The sequence below is a fragment of the Aquabacterium sp. A3 genome, assembly GCF_038069945.1.
Lineage (GTDB): Bacteria > Pseudomonadota > Gammaproteobacteria > Burkholderiales > Burkholderiaceae_C > Aquabacterium.
This window is the reverse complement of the sequence record NZ_JBBPEV010000001.1, coordinates 125,228-142,573: the sequence shown is the minus strand read 5'-3', so window position 1 is coordinate 142,573 and position 17,346 is coordinate 125,228. Positions and strand designations below refer to the sequence as shown.

Genomic DNA, 17,346 nt, shown 5'->3' with positions numbered 1-17,346 from the left:
AACAGCGCCTGGCCGTGCCCTGCCTGGCCTGGGCTTTTTCTCGTCTAGACCGGGCAGTCGGGGGAGAGGGGTCCCGCGCCGAAGGCAGCGGGGAGAAGGGGCAGGGCCCCGTCTCCGGGGGGGCGACCGCGCAGCCCGCAGGGCTGGACGGGGGGGCAGCGCCCCCGCGCGGTGGGCCTTTGAAGTCGCGAGTAGAGAGGGTTCACCGCTGACTGGTGATGGTCGCGCTCAGCGTGTAAGAGCCTGGCCGGCCTTGAGGTTCTGATGCTCGGCCGGGCGGATATCAAGCACCATTTCCCGGCTCTCTTTGCCGTTGCCCACCCGTTCGGTTTCAATGTCAAACCAGGCAGGCAAGGCCACATGCTCGATGCGCTTGATCAGCTCGGGGTCCACTCGCTCGATCGTTTCGGTGAAGTGGCTCAAGCGCATGGCCAACAACTGGCTTTCCAGTTCACGCACACGCCGTTGCAGTGCGTCAGCATGCCCGGCGTGCACCTGGTGCAGATTGAACAGCTCGGCATCGACCTGGGATAAACCCCAGCGAGTGAGCCAAAAAAGCGACAGGCACGCCATGCGGGGTGCCTGATCGTTTTGCAGCCACCTGTAGGCCGTTGACAGGCCCACGTCGAGCGATCGCGCAATGTCCCTGGGGGTGGCGCCTAGATCCTCGGTGATCGCTCTGAAGCCCGGGATCTGGCGCGGCATTTTGTGTAGCGCCATGCGGCCAATTTCAGCAAGGCACGCACGACCAGGAACGCCGGAAAAGACCGGTCATTGCCGCCAGCATTCGACGTGCTGCACGATAAAGTTTCCACGATGTATATTATGTCAACTCAAGAACACGTCAGCAAAAGCAGAAAAGCGCCAAGTCCTCGCTCAAGCCGGACATGCCCGCTCTGCGCCAACAGCGTCTTCGAGGTGTGGCCCCAGGATGGGCGCCATCGAACGCAGGATCTGCACCGGCAAGCCGGAGGTGAATCGGTGACGTGAGGCCTGCGGGCCCACCACGTACGCGGTGATGGTGCCAAAGTGTCGGTCGCCCAGGTAGAACACAAAGGTGGCGGTGCGGTTCAATGAGGCCACCGGTTTGCCTTTCACCACAATGCGGTTGTCGCCGGTACCGGTTTTGCCGCCCATGGCCAGTACACGCTCATTGGCCAGCACGAAGGCCCCCGACAAACGGCGTGCCGTGCCTCGCTCGACCACCTCGGACAGTGCCTTCTTCAGCGCGTGAGCCACGGCAGGCTGAAGCACCTGCTCGGCGTCTGAAGCCTGTTGCTCGAAGGCCGTTTCATAAGGCGTGCCTTGCGCAAAGCGCACGGTCTGGATGCGTCGTGTGCCTTTGCGCACGCCATCGTTGACGATGATGCCCATCAGTTCGGCCAGTGCGGCGGGCCGGTCGCCCGAACTGCCCAGGGCCGTGGCCAGGGATGGCACCAGGCTGCCGAACGGATAGCCCAGGCGCGCCCAGCGCCGGTGGATTTCCAGAAACGCCTCGACCTCCAGCATGGTGTAGATGCGCGTGTCACGTGCTTCTTTGGCACGGGTCTGAAACAACCAGCCGTACACCTCCTGGCGTTGCTGCGCACTGTCACGCAAGGCCTCGGACAAGGTGGCCTGTGGCCGAGCCAGCCGGTAGCTCACCACCCACAACTCCAGCGGGTGCACCCGGGCCATGTAGCCACGGTCAGGCAGGCTGTAGGCATCGGGGGCATAACGCGCATACAAGGCAGCCGCTTGTGATGCGTTGACGGCGCGGTTCAGCCGCTTGTCAAGAAAGCGCCGCAGGTCGTCCACCGAGGCGTTCGGTTCGATGAAGCGAAACACCGCCGCCAGGCGATCCGCGTCCGGCCGCAAGCCATCCAGCAGCACGTCACGAAGAGCTTCGGTATGGCGCCCCTCGGTTTTGCGCCAGAACTTGCGCACAAAGGCCTGCCCTTCCCTATCGGCAAAACGGGTCAGATATTCGCGACGACGCGGGTCGTTGTCATCACCGAGCAAGGTGGCGGTGCTGCCAGGGGTCTGGTGGATGACGTGTCTGACGACCTCGCGCATCAAGCGCACGAACGGCAGGTTGATGGACGCCTGCAGCGATTCACGCAGCGTGGGGTGGCGCGAGTCGTCGTCTCGGTTGAAATTGCCAAAAACGTGCAATCCCCCCCCGGTGAAAAACGATTCGTCCGGACTGGCTGAAAACTGCCGTTCAAGGGCTGCGTCCAGCATGGTCGGCAGACTGCGATCGTCTGACTGCCGCAAATGTTGCACGGCCCAACGGCTCAGCTCATCACGCGCATCGATGGGTTGTTTTTGAAGTGCGGCATCGTCCAGGGCGGACAAGCGCTGGTGCAGTTCGGCCACCAGCTCCAGGTAGGTGGTCAGCACCCGCAGTTTGGCGGTAGAGCCCAGCTCCAGCTTGCTGCCATCGTTGATGTCCAGTGCTTGCCCGGAGGTGTCGGTCTGCACCCTCACCTTGTTGCCTTGTGGCGTGCGCTCGATGAGGGTGAAGCTGTAACGAACCTCACCCAAGGTGTTGCCCGACAGCATGCGCTCCCCCACCAGGCCTTGCGCTCGGGCAAAAGCCGGTTGGGTGAGTTTTGCCATGTAAGCGCTGACCGACTCCTGCATTCGGGCATCGAGCGTGGATTGCAGCTTGACGTCCAGGCGATCGAGCTCGTAGAGGGACGTTTGCAGAACGTGGGCCAACCGGGCACGCACCAGCATGCTGCCTTTGTCGGATTGGGTCTGCTGGACTGGCGGCTGCAGGCGCATGTCCCTGAACCTCAGGGCCTGACCCAGTGCCGCGTCTCGCCATGCCGGGCTGATCACGCCTTGCTGCGCCATCAGGCGCAGGTACGCCGAGGTGCTGTCCTCCAGGTCCTGGCGCCCTTTGCCCAGGTACCACGATGGGCGCCGATGCGCGATCATCAGCGCCACGACGCGGCGCAAGGATTGCCCTTGAGCCTGCTGTTGAGCCCCTGCGCCCAAAGGCTGGCTGAGGTGCTGGTTGACCTGTGCAAAGTCGGCGTTGAACCACACCCACAGGCCATCGCCCAGGCCATTGACTTCGCCATGTCGCGGTGCCGCCGACAGCGGAACGGTGTTGAGGTACTCCAGCACCAGTTGACGACGTGCCGGCAGGGTGCGTTCACCTGGTTGATAAGCGCGCACGGCCGCAGAAGCCATCTGCCTGACCTTTTCCAGCCCACCCTGGGTGATGCCGCCTGGCGAATGACGGTATTTCTCGATCTGCGTGGCCAGGGTGCTGCCCCCCGGGGTGTCGAAATCATCACTGACCACCTGCGCGGCTTGCCCGGCGGCTGCGCGCGCAAAACGTATCCAGTCGACCGCTGGATTCATGTAGGGACGGTCTGGGTCCAGCAGGTCGCGGTTTTCGATGTACAGCAAGGTGCTCCAGACCACCTTCGGGATGTCGTCGAATCGGGCGTAAGCCCGGTGGGGGTACCTGAAGCGATAGAACGATTCGCCCCGGCAATCCTCCACGGTCAGGCCCGCCTGGGTCTTTTCGTCATAGGGCGCAAACCAGCCACGGTCCACATGAGCCAGCAGCGCATCATTGAACCGGGTCTGTTCGGTCAATGCAAACCGTTGCTGTTGCAAGCGTTCGCTGAACTGAGGCAGCCCGACATACCCCAGGCGCACGTCGAAGGGGCCATGGGCAGGAAATCGGATGCGATCGGACAGCCCCGGCTGGAGCTGATACGCCAGTTTGGCGGCATGGGCATGGATGTACCGGGCCTGCCAGCGAGAGGTCTGCAACTCCCGCTGCCCCCACCAGGCAACGGCCATCAGCAACAGCCCCACCAGCCCCATGAGCAGCCATCGCATGCGCAGATGGGCCCTGGCAGGCGGCCCTACTGGGGGCTCATCATGCTGCGCTGCGAACTCGGCCGAGGGCGGGATCTCTGACAGCATGGAAAAGGTGTTTCACAATCGACGATGTGGGTTATCAGCTTGCCACATTTCAGGCCTGGGCTCAGGGTAAGCGACAAGTGTTGCGAAGACCCCAACAGGTGGCAATCCGCTACGATCCCGGCAGCATGATTTCCGGACTGACGCGCCCTCCCGAGGCGCTGACCAACGTGGGTGTCAGCACCATTGACAGCCTCCTGAACAAGCGCCTGGGCTTGTTGCGGCTACCTGCGCCCCTTGAGTCGCGCTTCATGCGCGACCACACCACACGGCGTCTGAACGTCACCATGGCCAGCGGCGTCGTGGTGGCCTTTCTGTACAACTGGATACTTGTGGCGGATGCGGTCATGATCCCGGATCAGTTTGATCTGGCAGTGATGTTGCGCATGTTCGTGTTCACACCGGTCACCCTGCTGTTGCTGCTGATGGTCAGCCGCCTGCCCTTGGTTTGGCTACGTGAAGGCATGATCATGTTCTCCGGGCTCTTGGCCGCAGGCATCAGCACCTACCTGTGCGTGATCAGCCAACACCCCAATGCCGGCCCTTACCTGGTATCCCTGGCCGTTGTCGTGGTCTTCAGCAACACGGTGGCCCGAATCCGGTTCGGTCTGGCCCTGCTTCTCGACATCATCGTGTTTGGAGTGTTCGTCTGGGGGGCATTGCAAATCACCTCGGCGCCACGCGAGGTGATGCTGCCTGCTGGGGTCATGATGCTGTCTCTGAGTGTGTTTACCTTGTATGGATGTTTGACGCTCGAACTCGACGAGCGTCGAACCTGGCTGATCCGGCTGCGCGAGCGCAGGCTGCGCGAAGAGTTGATGCAGGCCAACGCACAATTGAATGCGGCCTCTCGCCATGACCCACTGACCGACCTGCCCAACCGGCACCATTTCGAAGACACGCTGGCAACGGCGTGGCAGCGCGCACAAACCGCAGGTCAGCCTTTGTCCATGATCCTGCTGGATCTGGATCAATTTCGTGCTTACAACACGTCGGTGGGGCAAGAAGAAGGTGACGGCTGCCTTCAACGGATTGCAGCCATGCTTAGAAACCATGTCCTGCAGCCCGAAGATTTTCTGGCGCGCTATGGTGGCGAAGAATTCGCTTTGCTGCAGGCAGGACAAAACATCACCCATGCCGCCGCCACGGCTCAGCGCATCCGCACCGGCGTGGAAGCCTTGCAGGTGCCTCACCCGCTGTCGCCCACCACCTGCTTGACCGTGAGCGTGGGGGTGGCCAGCATGCGCCCGGATGCGCCGCACGCCACCTCGGCCCAACTGATTGCGGCGGCCGACGAGGCCTTGAGGCAGGCCAAACAACAGGGCGGCAACACGGTGTTTGCCTTCGGGACGGATGGGTGAGCCGACATGAGTGAGTCGCGTGCCCCTTTGTACGACACCCAGCGCATCGATCGCCTGCTGGAGCAAGGCTTTCCGTGGCTGCGCTTTCCGGTGGACCTGGAGCGCACCTTCCTGCGCGACACCGTTCACGAGCGCAAGCGACAGTTTTTACTCAGTGGGCTGGTATCGCTGCTGGTGTACAACGGCTTCCTGGTGGCCGACTACCTCATGGCGCCGGAAGCTTTCATGCTGGCGCTGGTGATGCGAATTCTGCTGTTCACACCGCTGTCCATCATCTTCCTGTGGCATGTCTGGCGTGGCAGTTTTGACCGCATCGAGCGGGTGATGCCTTCGATTTATGACCTGTTGGCCATCACCGGTGGGCTTCTGGCCGCTGGCAGCCTCTCATTCATCCTGTTTTCAACGGAGATGCGCTACACGGCGTACTACCACTCGGGATTCATGGTCGTTTTGGTGTACGGCAACACCGTGCAACGACTGCGCTTTTGGTGGGCGGTGCTGTTCAGCGCATGCGTGCTGAGCATGCATGTGCTGACCGCCTGGCTGGCCGGAGGTTTTGACCTCAACATGCTGCCGGCCATTGCATCGCTCATCCTGAGCATGGCCCTGTTCACGCTGGTGGCGAACTACGTGATGGAGCGCGACGAACGCCGCCGACATCTGCTGCTGTTGCGCGAACGCGCCGTGGTGCATGAGTTGACAACCACCCATCAACGCCTGCGAGATCTGGCCCGCACCGACCCGATCACCGGGCTGTTCAATCGCCGCCATATTCAAGAGCGTCTTCCGCTGGCGTGGCAACATCAAGTGCTGCACCGTGGCGATCTTGGGCTGTTGATGATCAACATCGACCACTTCAAACGCTATCACGATCGCTACGGACTGATGGCCAGTGAAAGTTGCTTGCGGCAGGTCGGGCAGTCCATTCAGGATTGCATCAAGCGTGCCGACGACCGGGTGGCACGGTATGGCGATGACACGTTCGTGGTGCTCTTGCCTGACGATGCCAAGTCCCGCATTGGTGCTCTGGCAGAGCGCATCAGGCAGGCGGTGTCATCCATGGGCGTTCGGCATGCCGCGTCGGCGGCCTCGCGCTACGTGACGGTGAGCATTGGTGCGGTGGTTGATCAGGCCAGCACCGAGCGGACTGCAGAATCGCTGATACATGCCGCCGAGCAGGCCTTGTCCGAGGCCAAGTCGGCTGGCCGCAACCGGGTCGTGCTTCACGACACCATGGGCATCGCGGCCTGAGCAGTCCTCAAGCCGGATCCAGGTGAGTCATCACATCCAGCACGGGCGCGCCACACGCCAAAATGCGCTGGTGGACCGCCACGGCAATGTCATGCGCCTGCGCCACAGACTGTTCGCCCTGCACTTCGATGTGCACATCAACCAGAATCAGGTCGCCCATCTTGCGTGTACGCAAGTCATGGAACCCCAGAACACCTGGGGTGTCGCGCACCGCCTGCTCGATTTGCTGAACATGCTCTGTGTCGGCAGCCCTGTCCATCAGGTCGTCCAGCGCCCGCCAGGCGAATTGACCGCCCATGCGCAAGATGAGCAGGCCCACGACCAGGGCAGCCACGGCGTCCAGCACCGGGTAGCCCGCCAGGTTGCCAGCGATGCCCAGCGCCACCACCAGGGACGAGGCCGCATCAGAGCGCGAGTGCCAGGCATTGGCCACCAGCATGCTGGAGCGCACTTTCTCGGCCTGATGCAGCAGGTAGCGAAAGAGCCCTTCCTTGCACAGCAGCGTGAACACCGACACATACAGGGCCAAGGGGTCAACGACCACATTCGACGGCCCCTCAGGTGAAAGATAAGGCACCACACGCCACACCATGCCCGCACCGACACCGAGCAGCAACAGACCCAGAACCAGCGATGAAGCCGTCTCGAAACGCTGATGTCCGTATTGATGATCAGCGTCCGCCGCCTTGTGGCTTTGGCGATTGGCCAGCAGCACGATGACATCCGACATCAGGTCAGACAAGGAATGGATGGCATCGGCCACCAGGGCCTGTGATCGCGACACCATGCCCACCCACAGTTGCGCCAGGGTGAGCACGGTGTTGACCACCATGCTCACCCAGGTGCTGCGGCGAGCCACCTGCTCGCGCAGACTCATGTCGATGCGTGATGGCGTGGTGGCCATGGCAAAAACTCAGCCCAGCCAGTCGATGTGGTGTCCGAGCTTTCGGGCCTTGGTGCCCAGGTACCGCTCGTTTTCAGACTGAACGTCGCTTCGCACAGGCACACGCTCATCGATCTTGACCCCATGCTGGCGCAGCGTGTCGACCTTGCGCGGGTTGTTCGTCATGAGGTGCACGGACGACACGCCCAGATAGTCCAGAATCTGAGCCGCCACATCGAAGTTGCGCAGGTCGGCCGCAAAACCAAGGTGCAGGTTGGCCTCGACCGTGTCCATGCCCTGATCTTGCAACTGGTAGGCCTTGAGCTTGTTGGCCAGACCGATGCCGCGGCCCTCTTGCCGCAGGTACACCACCACGCCCTGCCCCTTTTTGCCGATTTCGCTCATGGCGAACTGCAACTGGGGGCCGCAATCGCAGCGCAAAGAGCCAAACACATCACCGGTCATGCACTCGGAGTGCACCCGCACCAGCGCACTGCCCTGGACATCGCCCATGACCATGGCCACATGCTCCAGCCCCGTGGACTTCTCCTTGAACAACTTCATGGTGAAGGTGCCGTGCTCGGTGGGAACACGGGCTTCGGCCAGCAAATCGACCAGCGCGGCCGTGACGGGTGTGACAGGCTGGGCTGGGGTCTGCTTGGCGGGTTCTGGACTGGACATTGGTTTTCCTCAGGGGCATCTATTTTGCCAAAAGCCGACAGGCTTGGCTGGCACGGTCAGGATCGAATGGAAATTCACACAAAAGTACTGTATGCATGTACAGTATTCAAATGTCTTCGAGTCCGTCCTTCCAGGGGCCATTGATCCGCCCTGTGAGCCGCCCTGTTGTTCGCTCTGTCGCCCTGCCCGATCACCTTCGGCAAGCGGTCTGGCCTGGTCATGGCCAGGCGTCGGCCCCCGTGCGGGTGCTCCCCAGTGGCCACGCCTCCCTGGACACCGCCCTGCCAGGAGGCGGCTGGCCCATCGGCTGCCTCACTGAAATCCTGCAAACACAAGCCGGCCAGGGCGAATGGCGCTTGCTGGGCCCCGCCTTGTCGCCCCTGGCCAGCGCACAGTCACCCGTGCTGCTGGTCAACCCGCCCCATGAGCCTGGCTTGCTGGGACTGCAGTCCTGGCGCATTCCTGCTGACAGCATTCAATGGGCTGAAGCCCATGCACACAGCGATCGCCTGTGGGTGATTGACCAGGCCCTGAAAGCCGACTGCTTCAGCGCCATCCTGGCCTGGCTGCCACACACACCCACCCAGGTTGTGCGCCGCTTGCAGGCCGTGGCCGCACACCATGGCGGTCTGTTCTTCGGTTTTCGGGGTTTGCAGGCAGCCGAACTGCCCTCTGCAGCGCCATTGCGCCTGAGCCTGCACCTGGGGCCATGCCCTCACCCGCTGCAGGTTCGCCTGCTCAAACGACGCGGCAGTCCCTGGCCGCACCCCATCGTGCTGCCCGTCTGGCCCGTGTCCTTGGCCCGACTGCTGCCCATGACCCCTCCAGGGTCTGCGCCCCTGCACACGCCGCTGCAAGGTGCATCCCATGCTGCACTGGATCGCACTCGCTCACCGCACGCCGCCATCGCTCAAGGCTGATGGCCCAGCAGACACCTGCGTGGCCTGGGCGCTTCAGTTCACGCCCAAGGTGGCCTGGCTGGAAGACTGCCTGGTGCTGGAAGTGCAGGCCAGTGCAAGGCTGTTTGGTGGCCTGGAGCGTCTGCATGCCCTGGTCGCTGATGGCGCCCGTCACCATGGCATGACTGGCTGGGCGTGGGCGCGAACGGCCTTGGCCGCCTGCGCGCAAGCACGCCAGTTGCACCCCATCGAGGGCTGGGGGCCTGCCCCGCGGGCACGCTTGTCGGCATTGCCCCTGCGCAGTCTGCATGCGGTGGGGCGCCATGCACATGCCCTGTCGCGGCTGGGGTGTCACACGGTGGGCGATGTGCTCAAGCTGCCCCGTGAAGGCCTCGCGCGCCGATTTGGTGATGGCATCCTCCGCACCCTGGATCAGGCCACCGGACGGTGTCCGCAGCCTTTGCAGTGGCTGCAAGCCCCACCAGGCTTCGAGGCCCAGTGCGAATTGCCGCATGCACAAGATGCGGCCCCAGCGCTGATCACCCACTGGCGGCCTTTGCTGCAAGCCTTGGCCCGCTGGCTGCAAGCTCGACATCTGGGGGTGTGCAGCCTGCAACTGGGATGGCGACACGCCTGGCGCAATCACGACGGCGCGCGCGATGGGCAACACACGGTGCGCTTGTCCAGCGCCACCCAGGAAGTCGGTCGTCTGGAGCACCTGGTGGCCGAGCATCTGGCTCGACTCACCCTGAGCGCGCCGGTCAGCGACCTGACCTTGTGCAGCAGCGACTTTCAGCCCGTACCGCGCGCCAACAACACCCTGTTTCAAGAATGCACCACCGCAGCGCTTGGGCACAACACACGTTCGGCAGCAGACGTGCAGGCCCGGCGCGAGCGCTGGCTGGACTGGATGGACAGGGTCAGCGTGCGCCTGGGAACCACAGGCCTGCGACGCGGGGGGCTGAGACCCGACCACCGCATCGAATGCACGCAAGCGTGGCAGGCCTGGCCAGCCCTTGACACGGTCAAGTCAGTGCCTCCATCGGGCCCTCAGCACGGCACACACCCTTCGTGGTTGCTACCCACCCCCATCAGGCTCACACTGATCGATGCAGGCCACGCGCGGGGTGAACAGCCGCATTACCAGGGACCACTCACCTTGTTGGCCGGACCGCACCGTGTGGAGGCGGGTTGGTGGGATGAGGCTCCGGGCGCGCTGGTCGTGCGTGACTACTACCTGGCCAGCAGTCCACAGGCTGGTTTGCTGTGGGTGTTCAAGCAACGGACAGGTCCGAACGATGCGGGGTCGCCGTGGTTTCTGCATGGCTTTTTTGCCTGAGGAGGCCCAGGCATGCAACTCAAGCCCGAACGCCCGGGGCTGCCGCCTTATGCGGAGCTGGTCACGCGCTCGAACTTCAGCTTTCTGCATGGGGCCTCTCACCCTGAAGAACTGATCCAGCGGGCCTTGGCTTTGGGCTACACCGGCCTGGCCTTGACCGACCATGGCAGCCTGGCCGGGGTCGTGCGCGCTCATTTGGCGCTGCGCGAAGCTCGACGCGCTCAAGTGCCTGGCGCAGATTCATTCCAGTTGCTCATCGGCAGCCAGTTCGAGGTGCAAGACCTGGTGCCATTCACCCTGGTGGTGCTGGCCTGTCACCGTCTGGGCTATGGCCTGCTGTGTGAGTTCATCACCCGACTGCGCCGCGCGGTTGAAGGCAAGGGCTTGGCCACGCTGTCGCGCCATGACCTCCAGCCTGCCCAACTGGGCGACTGTGTGGTGCTGATGTTGCCCTCGCGCGAAGCACCCATGGACGTGCTGCATGCGCAGGCCCGTTGGCTGCGACAACAATTTGCAGGTCGTTGCTGGCTGGGCGTGTCGTTGCACCACAGCCTGGACGACACCTGGTGGTTGAAAACCATGGAGGCGGTTTCAAGCGCCAACCGTGTCCCCCTGGTGGCTTGCGGTGATGTGCTGATGCATGTTCGATCACGCAAACCACTGCTGGACGTGCTCGCCGCCATCCGCACCGGACAGCCGGTGGCGCAGTGCGGCTTGACGCTGGAGCGACACGCCGAACGTCACCTGCGCAGCCGCTTGCGCCTGGCACAGCGCTATCCAGTGCCGCTGCTGCAGGCCACCCAGGATGTGATGGCCCGATGCGCCTTCAGCCTTGATGAGTTGACGTATGAATACCCCGACGAAATCGTTCCGGCTGGGCAGACGGCTGATCACTGGCTGAAACTGCTCACCGAGGCAGGGTTGAAAGAACGCTATGCCCACGGCGCCCCTGACGCGGTGCGTATCCAGGTGGACAAAGAACTGGCCCTGATCACAGAGATGGGCTTTGCCAAGTACTTTCTCACGGTGTACGACACGGTGCGATTTGCCCGCAGCCAGGGCATCTTGTGCCAGGGGCGCGGCAGCGCGGCCAACTCGGCGGTGTGCTACGCCCTGGGCATCACCGAGGTGAACCCGGCTGAAAGCTGCCTGCTGTTCGAGCGTTTCATCTCCAAAGAACGCAACGAGCCGCCTGACATCGATGTCGACTTCGAGCACGAGCGTCGTGAAGAAGTCATCCAGTACCTGTACCGCAAGTACGGCCGAGACCGGGCGGCGTTGACCGCCACCGTGATCAGTTATCGCAAGCGCAGCGCCCTGCGTGATGTGGGCAAGGCACTGGGCCTGCCCCAGGACGATGTGGACAGGGCGGCCAAGAACCTGCACTGGTCAGAGGGCGCCGAGGTGCTGGCGCAGCGCCTGGCCGAGGTGGGCTTTGACCCGCAAGCCCGCGTGGTGCGCCAATGGCTGGAGCTGAGCCAGACCCTGGAGGGCTTTCCCCGCCACCTGAGCCAGCACACCGGTGGCTTCGTGCTGGCGCGGGGTGCCTTGTGCCGCATGGTGCCCATTGAAAACGCCAGCATGCCCGAGCGCAGCATCATCCAGTGGGACAAGGACGATCTGGATGCCTTGGGCCTCATGAAGGTGGACGTGCTGGCCCTGGGCATGCTGACCGCCTTGCGCAAGTCGCTGACGTTGGTCGGCCAGCGACGTGGCCACCCCTTCAAAATGCAAGACATTCCGCTGGAAGACGAGGCCACTTACCGGATGATGTGGGAGGCCGACACCATTGGTGTGTTCCAGATCGAAAGCCGCGCGCAGATGAGCATGCTGCCGCGCCTGAAGCCAGCCTGCTTTTACGACCTGGTGGTGGAGGTGGCCCTGGTGCGTCCCGGGCCCATCCAAGGGGGCATGGTGCACCCCTATCTGCAGCGCCGCGAAGACCCCTCGCTGGTGCTCTACCCGCCTGGCTTGAAGCCCGCACTGCAGCGCACCCTGGGCGTGCCCATCTTTCAGGAGCAGGTGATGCAGATCGTGGTGCTGGCCGCGGGCTTCACCCCGGGCGAGGCCGATGAGCTGCGCCGCTCCATGGCCGCCTGGCGCCGCAAAGGGGGTGTACATCGTTTTCGTGACAAGGTGCTGCAGGGCATGGTGGCCAACGGCTATGAAGCGGCCTTTGCCGAGCAGATCTTTCAGCAGATCCAGGGCTTTGGCGAGTACGGCTTCCCCGAGTCGCACGCGGCCAGCTTTGCCAAGCTGGTTTATGCCAGCGCCTGGGTGAAACGACACGAGCCGGCGGCCTTCCTGGCGGGCCTGCTCAACTCACAGCCCTTGGGCTTCTACACCCCCAGCCAGTTGATTCAGGACGCACGACGACATGGGGTGGAGGTGCGGCCACCCGATGTGTTGCACAGCCGGTGGGATTGCCACCTGGAGCCGATCCAATCGGTCGACTCCCCCCACCAAGACCAACAACTGGCCGTGCGCCTGGGCCTGCGCCTGCTGAGTGGCTTGTCGCGAGAAGGCGCAGCGCGCATCGAGCGACTCAAGCTGACATCACCGGAAGGGGCCGCGATCGACTCGGTGGAGGCCCTGGTTCGGGCCGCGCAACTGAGCCCGCAAGATGTGCGCGCTCTGGCCTCGGCCGATGCCCTGAGCAGCCTGGCCGGGCACCGCCGGCAGCAGATGTGGGCGGCCCTGGCCGCCAGCCGCACGGACGCCCTGCTGTTGCGCGATGCTCCCATCCATGAGGCGGCGTTGGCCTTGCCCCAGGCCTCGGAGGGAGAAGAGGTCAGCCATGACTATGCGGCGCTGGGGCTGACCCTGCGCAGCCATCCGCTGGCCCTGCTCAGACCCTTGCTGGTGCCCTACCGGGTGATGTCTGCCGAAGCGCTGCGCCAACGTCGTGACGGGCAACTGGCCCGCGCCTGCGGCATCGTCACGGTGCGCCAACAACCTGGCACGGCCTCAGGCGTGGTCTTCGTGACGCTGGAAGACGAAACCGGCACGGTCAACGTGATCGTATGGCCCGCCTTGAAGGTCAGACAGCGCCACACCCTGATCCATGCCCGGCTGATGGCGGTGTATGGCACCTGGCAACGCCAGGGCGAGGTGTGCCACTTGGTCGCCGGCCACCTGCACGATCTCAGCCCGCTGTTGGGGCAGCTGCCCACGCAGAGTCGGGACTTTCACTGAGGCCTGCTGACGTTCAGCGACCATGTCAGGCATGGACTTGGCGAACCGGCAACACCTGACGGCGTTTCAAGACAAGTCAAATTCGACAATAATCGTTGTCACAAACTAGAATGTGTCCGCCTGGCCCACTTCAGAGGCCACACCACAGGAGACTTTCATGAGCATTGCCAACACCTGCGTGCTGATCGCAGCCATCTTGCCCGTCGTCACCATGGGCCTGGCCAAAGCCGCCACTGCCGGCAAGCGCCGCAGCGAAGGCGGGTACGACAACAACAACCCGCGCGACTGGGCCGCCAAGCAAACCGGCTGGAAGGCCCGCGCCGCCGCCGCCCAAAACAACGGCTTCGAGGCCCTGCCCTTGTTCGTGTTTGCCGTGCTGGCCGCGCAGTTCGCCGGCCTGGATCAGGCCCGCACCGACATGCTGGCCATGGCTTTCATTGGCGCACGCCTGGTCTACATCGCGATGTACCTGGCCAACATTGGCGCCGCGCGCACCATCGTCTGGGCGGTGGGTCTGGGTTGCACCATCGCCATCTTCGCCCCGACGTTGAAGCTGCCGTTCTGATCGCCTGAGGCCGACGCCTCAGCGCTTGCGCACCGGCATCAGGTCGGTGCAGGTGCCATGCGCCGCCTCCGCAGCCAGCCCCACGCTCTCACCCAGCGTGGGGTGCGGGTGGATGGTCTTGCCGATGTCCACCTCGTCGGCGCCCATCTCGATGGCCAGCGCAATTTCGCCGATCAGGTCGCCCGCGTGCGTGCCCACGATGCCACCACCCACGATGCGGTGCGTTTCGGCATCAAACAGCAGCTTGGTGAAGCCCTCCGAGCGGCCGTTGGCCAGCGCGCGTCCAGAAGCCGCCCAGGGAAAGAGCCCCTTCTTGACCGCCCTGCCCTGCACCTTGGCCTGGTCTTCGGTCAGGCCCACCCAGGCAATCTCAGGGTCGGTGTAGGCCACGCTGGGGATCACGCTGGCGTCAAACGCCACGCGGGCCAGTTTCTCGTCGCCCAACAGCTCACCCGCAATGACCTCGGCCGCCACGTGGCCTTCGTGCACGGCCTTGTGCGCCAGCATGGGCTGGCCTACCAGGTCACCGATGGCGAACAGGCTGGGCACGTTGCTGCGCATCTGCTTGTCCACGGGCACGAAGCCGCGCTCGTTGACCACCAGCCCCGCCTGGTCGGCGCCGATCTTGCGGCCATTGGGCGAACGGCCCACGGCCTGCAACACCAGATCGTACACGGCGGGTTCCGGCGCCGGCTCGCCTTCCTTGGCGGCAGCAAAGCTCACTTTGATGCCTTCGGGTGTGGCCTCGGCCGCCACCGTCTTGGTGCCCAGCATGACGCGGTCAAAGCGGTGCGCGTTGACCTTGTCCCACACCTTGACGAGGTCGCGGTCGGCGCCCGGCATGAGGCCATCGCCCATCTCGACCACGTCGATGCGGGCGCCCAGCGTCGAGTACACCGTGCCCATCTCCAGACCGATGATGCCGCCGCCGATGACCAGCATCTTCTTGGGCACGCTGGCCAGCGCCAGGGCGCCGGTAGAGTCGACCACGCGTGGGTCCTTGTCCAGTCCTGATTCCTGCATGAATGGCAGCCGCACAGCCTGCGAGCCTGCGGCCAGGATGGCGCGCTTGAAGCGCAGGCTGCGCTTCTCGCCGGTCTTGTCTTGCGCACTGCCCGTGGTCAACTCGACCTCCAGCGTGTGCGCGTCGACCAGGCTGCCGTAGCCGCGCACCACCTCGACCTTGCGGGCCTTGGCCATGGCCGCCAGGCCTTGCGTGAGCTTGCCCGTCACGCCCGACTTGTGCGCGCGCAGCTTGGCCAGGTCCAGCGTGGGCTCGCCAAAGCTCACACCCAGGGCGTCGAAGTGCTTGACCTCGTCCATCACGGCGGCCACGTGCAGCAGCGCCTTCGAGGGGATGCAGCCCACGTTCAGGCACACGCCCCCCAGCTCGGCGTAACGCTCGACCAGGATGACCTTGAGGCCCAGGTCGGCGGCACGGAAGGCTGCGCTGTAGCCACCGGGTCCGCCACCGAGCACGAGGACGTCGCAATCGGTGTCGGACGGGATGGAGGCCGTTGACACCGCGTGCTGGGCAACAGGTTGCGGTGAAGACTGGGGTGACGGTGATGCCGCCGGTGCCGCAACAGGTGCAGCAGGAGCGGGCGCCGCAGCGGCCACTCCCCCTGCGCTCGCCACGTCCAGCGTCAGGATCACATGCCCCTGCCCCACCCGGTCGCCCAGCTTGACCTTGATCTCGCCCACCACCCCGGCCTGGGGCGACGGCACCTCCATGGAGGCCTTGTCGGACTCCAGGGTGATCAGGCTTTGCTCGGCGGCCACGGTCTGGCCAGGTTTGACAAGGATCTCGATGATCGCCGCGTCGGCGATGTCGCCCAGGTCGGGCACGGGGATGTCGATGAATGCCATGTCGTTGCCCCTTACACCAGAGCGCGGCGGAAGTCCGCCAGCAGCGCCGCCAGGTAGGCGTTGAACTTGGCCGCAGACGCCCCGTCGATGACGCGGTGGTCGTAGCTCAGGCTCAGCGGCAGCATCAGGCGCGGCACGAACTCGCTGCCGTTCCAGATCGGCTTCATGGCCGAGCGGCACACGCCCAGGATGGCCACCTCGGGCGCGTTGATGATGGGCGTGAAGGTCGTGCCCCCGAAGCCGCCCAGCGACGAGATCGAGAAGCAACCGCCGCTCATGTCGGCCGGCGTCAGCTTGCCTTCGCGGGCTTTGGCGGCCAAGGCGGCGGTCTCCAGTGCCAACTGGCTCAACGATTTCTGATCCACGTCGCGGATCACCGGCACCACCAGACCATTGGGCGTGTCGGCCGCGAAGCCGATGTGCACGTACTGCTTGAGCACCAGGTCATCGCCATCGAGCGAAGCATTGAATTGCGGGAACTTGCGCAGCGACACCGCGCAGGCCTTGAGCAGGAAAGCCAGCATCGTGAACTTGGTGCCCGCCTTGGCATGCTCACCATTGAGCTGCACACGGAAGGCCTCCAGCTCGGTGATGTCGGCCTCTTCGTTGTTGGTGACGTGCGGGATGCGCACCCAGTTACGGTGCAGGTTCGCGCCCGAGATTTTCTTGATGCGCGACAGTGGCTGGCGCTCTACTGCGCCGAACTTCGTGAAGTCGATCGAGGGCCAGGGCAGCAAGGTCATGCCGCCCAGGTCGGCGCTGCCAGCACCGCCAGACGCAGCGGGCGAGGCACCGGAAGTCACCTGCGCGATCACGCCCTTGACGAAGTTCTGCACATCGGTGTGGGTGATGCGTCCCTTGGGGCCGGTACCCGGCACCTTGGCCACGTCGACACCCAATTCGCGTGCAAAACGCCGCACCGAGGGCGAAGCGTGGGCCACCTGCCCGTTGGCTGGGGGCTCGGCAGGCGGCAGGGCCGCGGTGGGGCTGGTGCGCGGCGTCGTGTCGACCAGGGGTGCGGGTGCCGCCACAGATGCAGCGACGGGCGCAGGTGCAGGCGCTGCTGTGTGCGCAGGTGCTGGTGCTGGTGCTGACGCAGTCGCAGGTACAGCGGCAGATGTGCCGCCTTCAGACACCTCCAGCACCCCGATCACCGAGCCCTGGCTGACCTTGTCACCCAGCTTCAGGCGCAACTCCTTGAGCACGCCGGACTGGGAAGAAGGCACCTCCATCGAGGCCTTGTCCGACTCGATGGTGATGAGGCTTTGTTCGGCGCGCACGGTGTCGCCGGGCTTGACCAGCAGTTCGATGACCGCTGCATCACTCACGTCCCCGATGTCCGGGACGGTCAGTTCAATCGTAGGCATGTTGAA

At 64.2% G+C, this 17,346-nt stretch carries 12 protein-coding genes; 6 read left to right on the top strand and 6 right to left on the bottom strand.

The genetic code is table 11. From position 1 onward, the window contains the following. Positions 1-228: 228 nt before the first annotated feature. Together WNB94_RS00575 and WNB94_RS00570 are read right to left on the bottom strand one after the other, a co-directional pair. Positions 229-705 carry a hypothetical protein gene (locus tag WNB94_RS00575; protein WP_341387661.1) on the bottom strand — a complete coding sequence of 159 codons (477 nt, stop codon included), beginning with the start codon at positions 703-705 and terminating at the stop codon, positions 229-231. Positions 706-876: 171 nt separating this feature from the next. Next, positions 877-3,933: a transglycosylase domain-containing protein gene (locus WNB94_RS00570; protein WP_341387659.1), complete on the bottom strand. Its 3,057-nt coding sequence runs from the start codon at positions 3,931-3,933 to the stop codon at positions 877-879. 125 nt (positions 3,934-4,058) lie between these two features. Between WNB94_RS00570 and WNB94_RS00565 the strand changes: the two genes are divergently transcribed. After that, positions 4,059-5,291, top strand: a complete 1,233-nt coding sequence (locus tag WNB94_RS00565) for a GGDEF domain-containing protein (RefSeq protein ID WP_341387657.1) — start codon at positions 4,059-4,061, stop codon at positions 5,289-5,291. A 6-nt stretch (positions 5,292-5,297) separates the two neighbouring features. Further along, positions 5,298-6,542 (top strand): GGDEF domain-containing protein, encoded by a 1,245-nt coding sequence (locus WNB94_RS00560; protein ID WP_341387656.1) that lies wholly within the window; start codon positions 5,298-5,300, stop codon positions 6,540-6,542. Positions 6,543-6,549: 7 nt separating this feature from the next. On the opposite strand, the gene WNB94_RS00555 is transcribed toward WNB94_RS00560, so the two are convergent. Then, the gene (locus WNB94_RS00555) at positions 6,550-7,446 is read right to left on the bottom strand and encodes a cation diffusion facilitator family transporter (protein ID WP_341387655.1); all 897 of its coding nucleotides are present in this window, start codon (positions 7,444-7,446) and stop codon (positions 6,550-6,552) included. A 9-nt stretch (positions 7,447-7,455) separates the two neighbouring features. After that, complete coding sequence (gene ribA, locus WNB94_RS00550) at positions 7,456-8,106, bottom strand: GTP cyclohydrolase II (RefSeq protein WP_341387654.1); 651 nt, start codon at positions 8,104-8,106, stop codon at positions 7,456-7,458. Positions 8,107-8,258: 152 nt separating this feature from the next. Between ribA and imuA the strand changes: the two genes are divergently transcribed. The 4 genes from imuA (at position 8,259) to WNB94_RS00530 (ending at position 14,104) form a co-directional block, all read left to right on the top strand. Beyond that, entirely contained in the window at positions 8,259-9,026 is a 768-nt protein-coding gene (imuA, locus tag WNB94_RS00545) for a translesion DNA synthesis-associated protein ImuA (RefSeq protein WP_341387652.1), read from the top strand. Next, complete coding sequence (locus WNB94_RS00540; protein ID WP_341387651.1) at positions 8,974-10,344, top strand: Y-family DNA polymerase; 1,371 nt, start codon at positions 8,974-8,976, stop codon at positions 10,342-10,344. Before imuA ends, WNB94_RS00540 begins: the two co-directional genes overlap by 53 nt. A gap of 12 nt (positions 10,345-10,356) precedes the next feature. Further along, positions 10,357-13,539, top strand: a complete 3,183-nt coding sequence (locus WNB94_RS00535; protein WP_341387650.1) for an error-prone DNA polymerase — start codon at positions 10,357-10,359, stop codon at positions 13,537-13,539. Between the two features lie 157 nt (positions 13,540-13,696). Next, positions 13,697-14,104: an MAPEG family protein gene (locus tag WNB94_RS00530; RefSeq protein ID WP_341387648.1), complete on the top strand. Its 408-nt coding sequence runs from the start codon at positions 13,697-13,699 to the stop codon at positions 14,102-14,104. 18 nt (positions 14,105-14,122) lie between these two features. On the opposite strand, the gene lpdA is transcribed toward WNB94_RS00530, so the two are convergent. Then, positions 14,123-15,973 carry a dihydrolipoyl dehydrogenase gene (gene lpdA / locus WNB94_RS00525; protein WP_341387647.1) on the bottom strand — a complete coding sequence of 617 codons (1,851 nt, stop codon included), beginning with the start codon at positions 15,971-15,973 and terminating at the stop codon, positions 14,123-14,125. An 11-nt stretch (positions 15,974-15,984) separates the two neighbouring features. Next, complete coding sequence (gene aceF, locus WNB94_RS00520; protein ID WP_341387646.1) at positions 15,985-17,340, bottom strand: dihydrolipoyllysine-residue acetyltransferase; 1,356 nt, start codon at positions 17,338-17,340, stop codon at positions 15,985-15,987. Positions 17,341-17,346 lie beyond the last annotated feature (6 nt).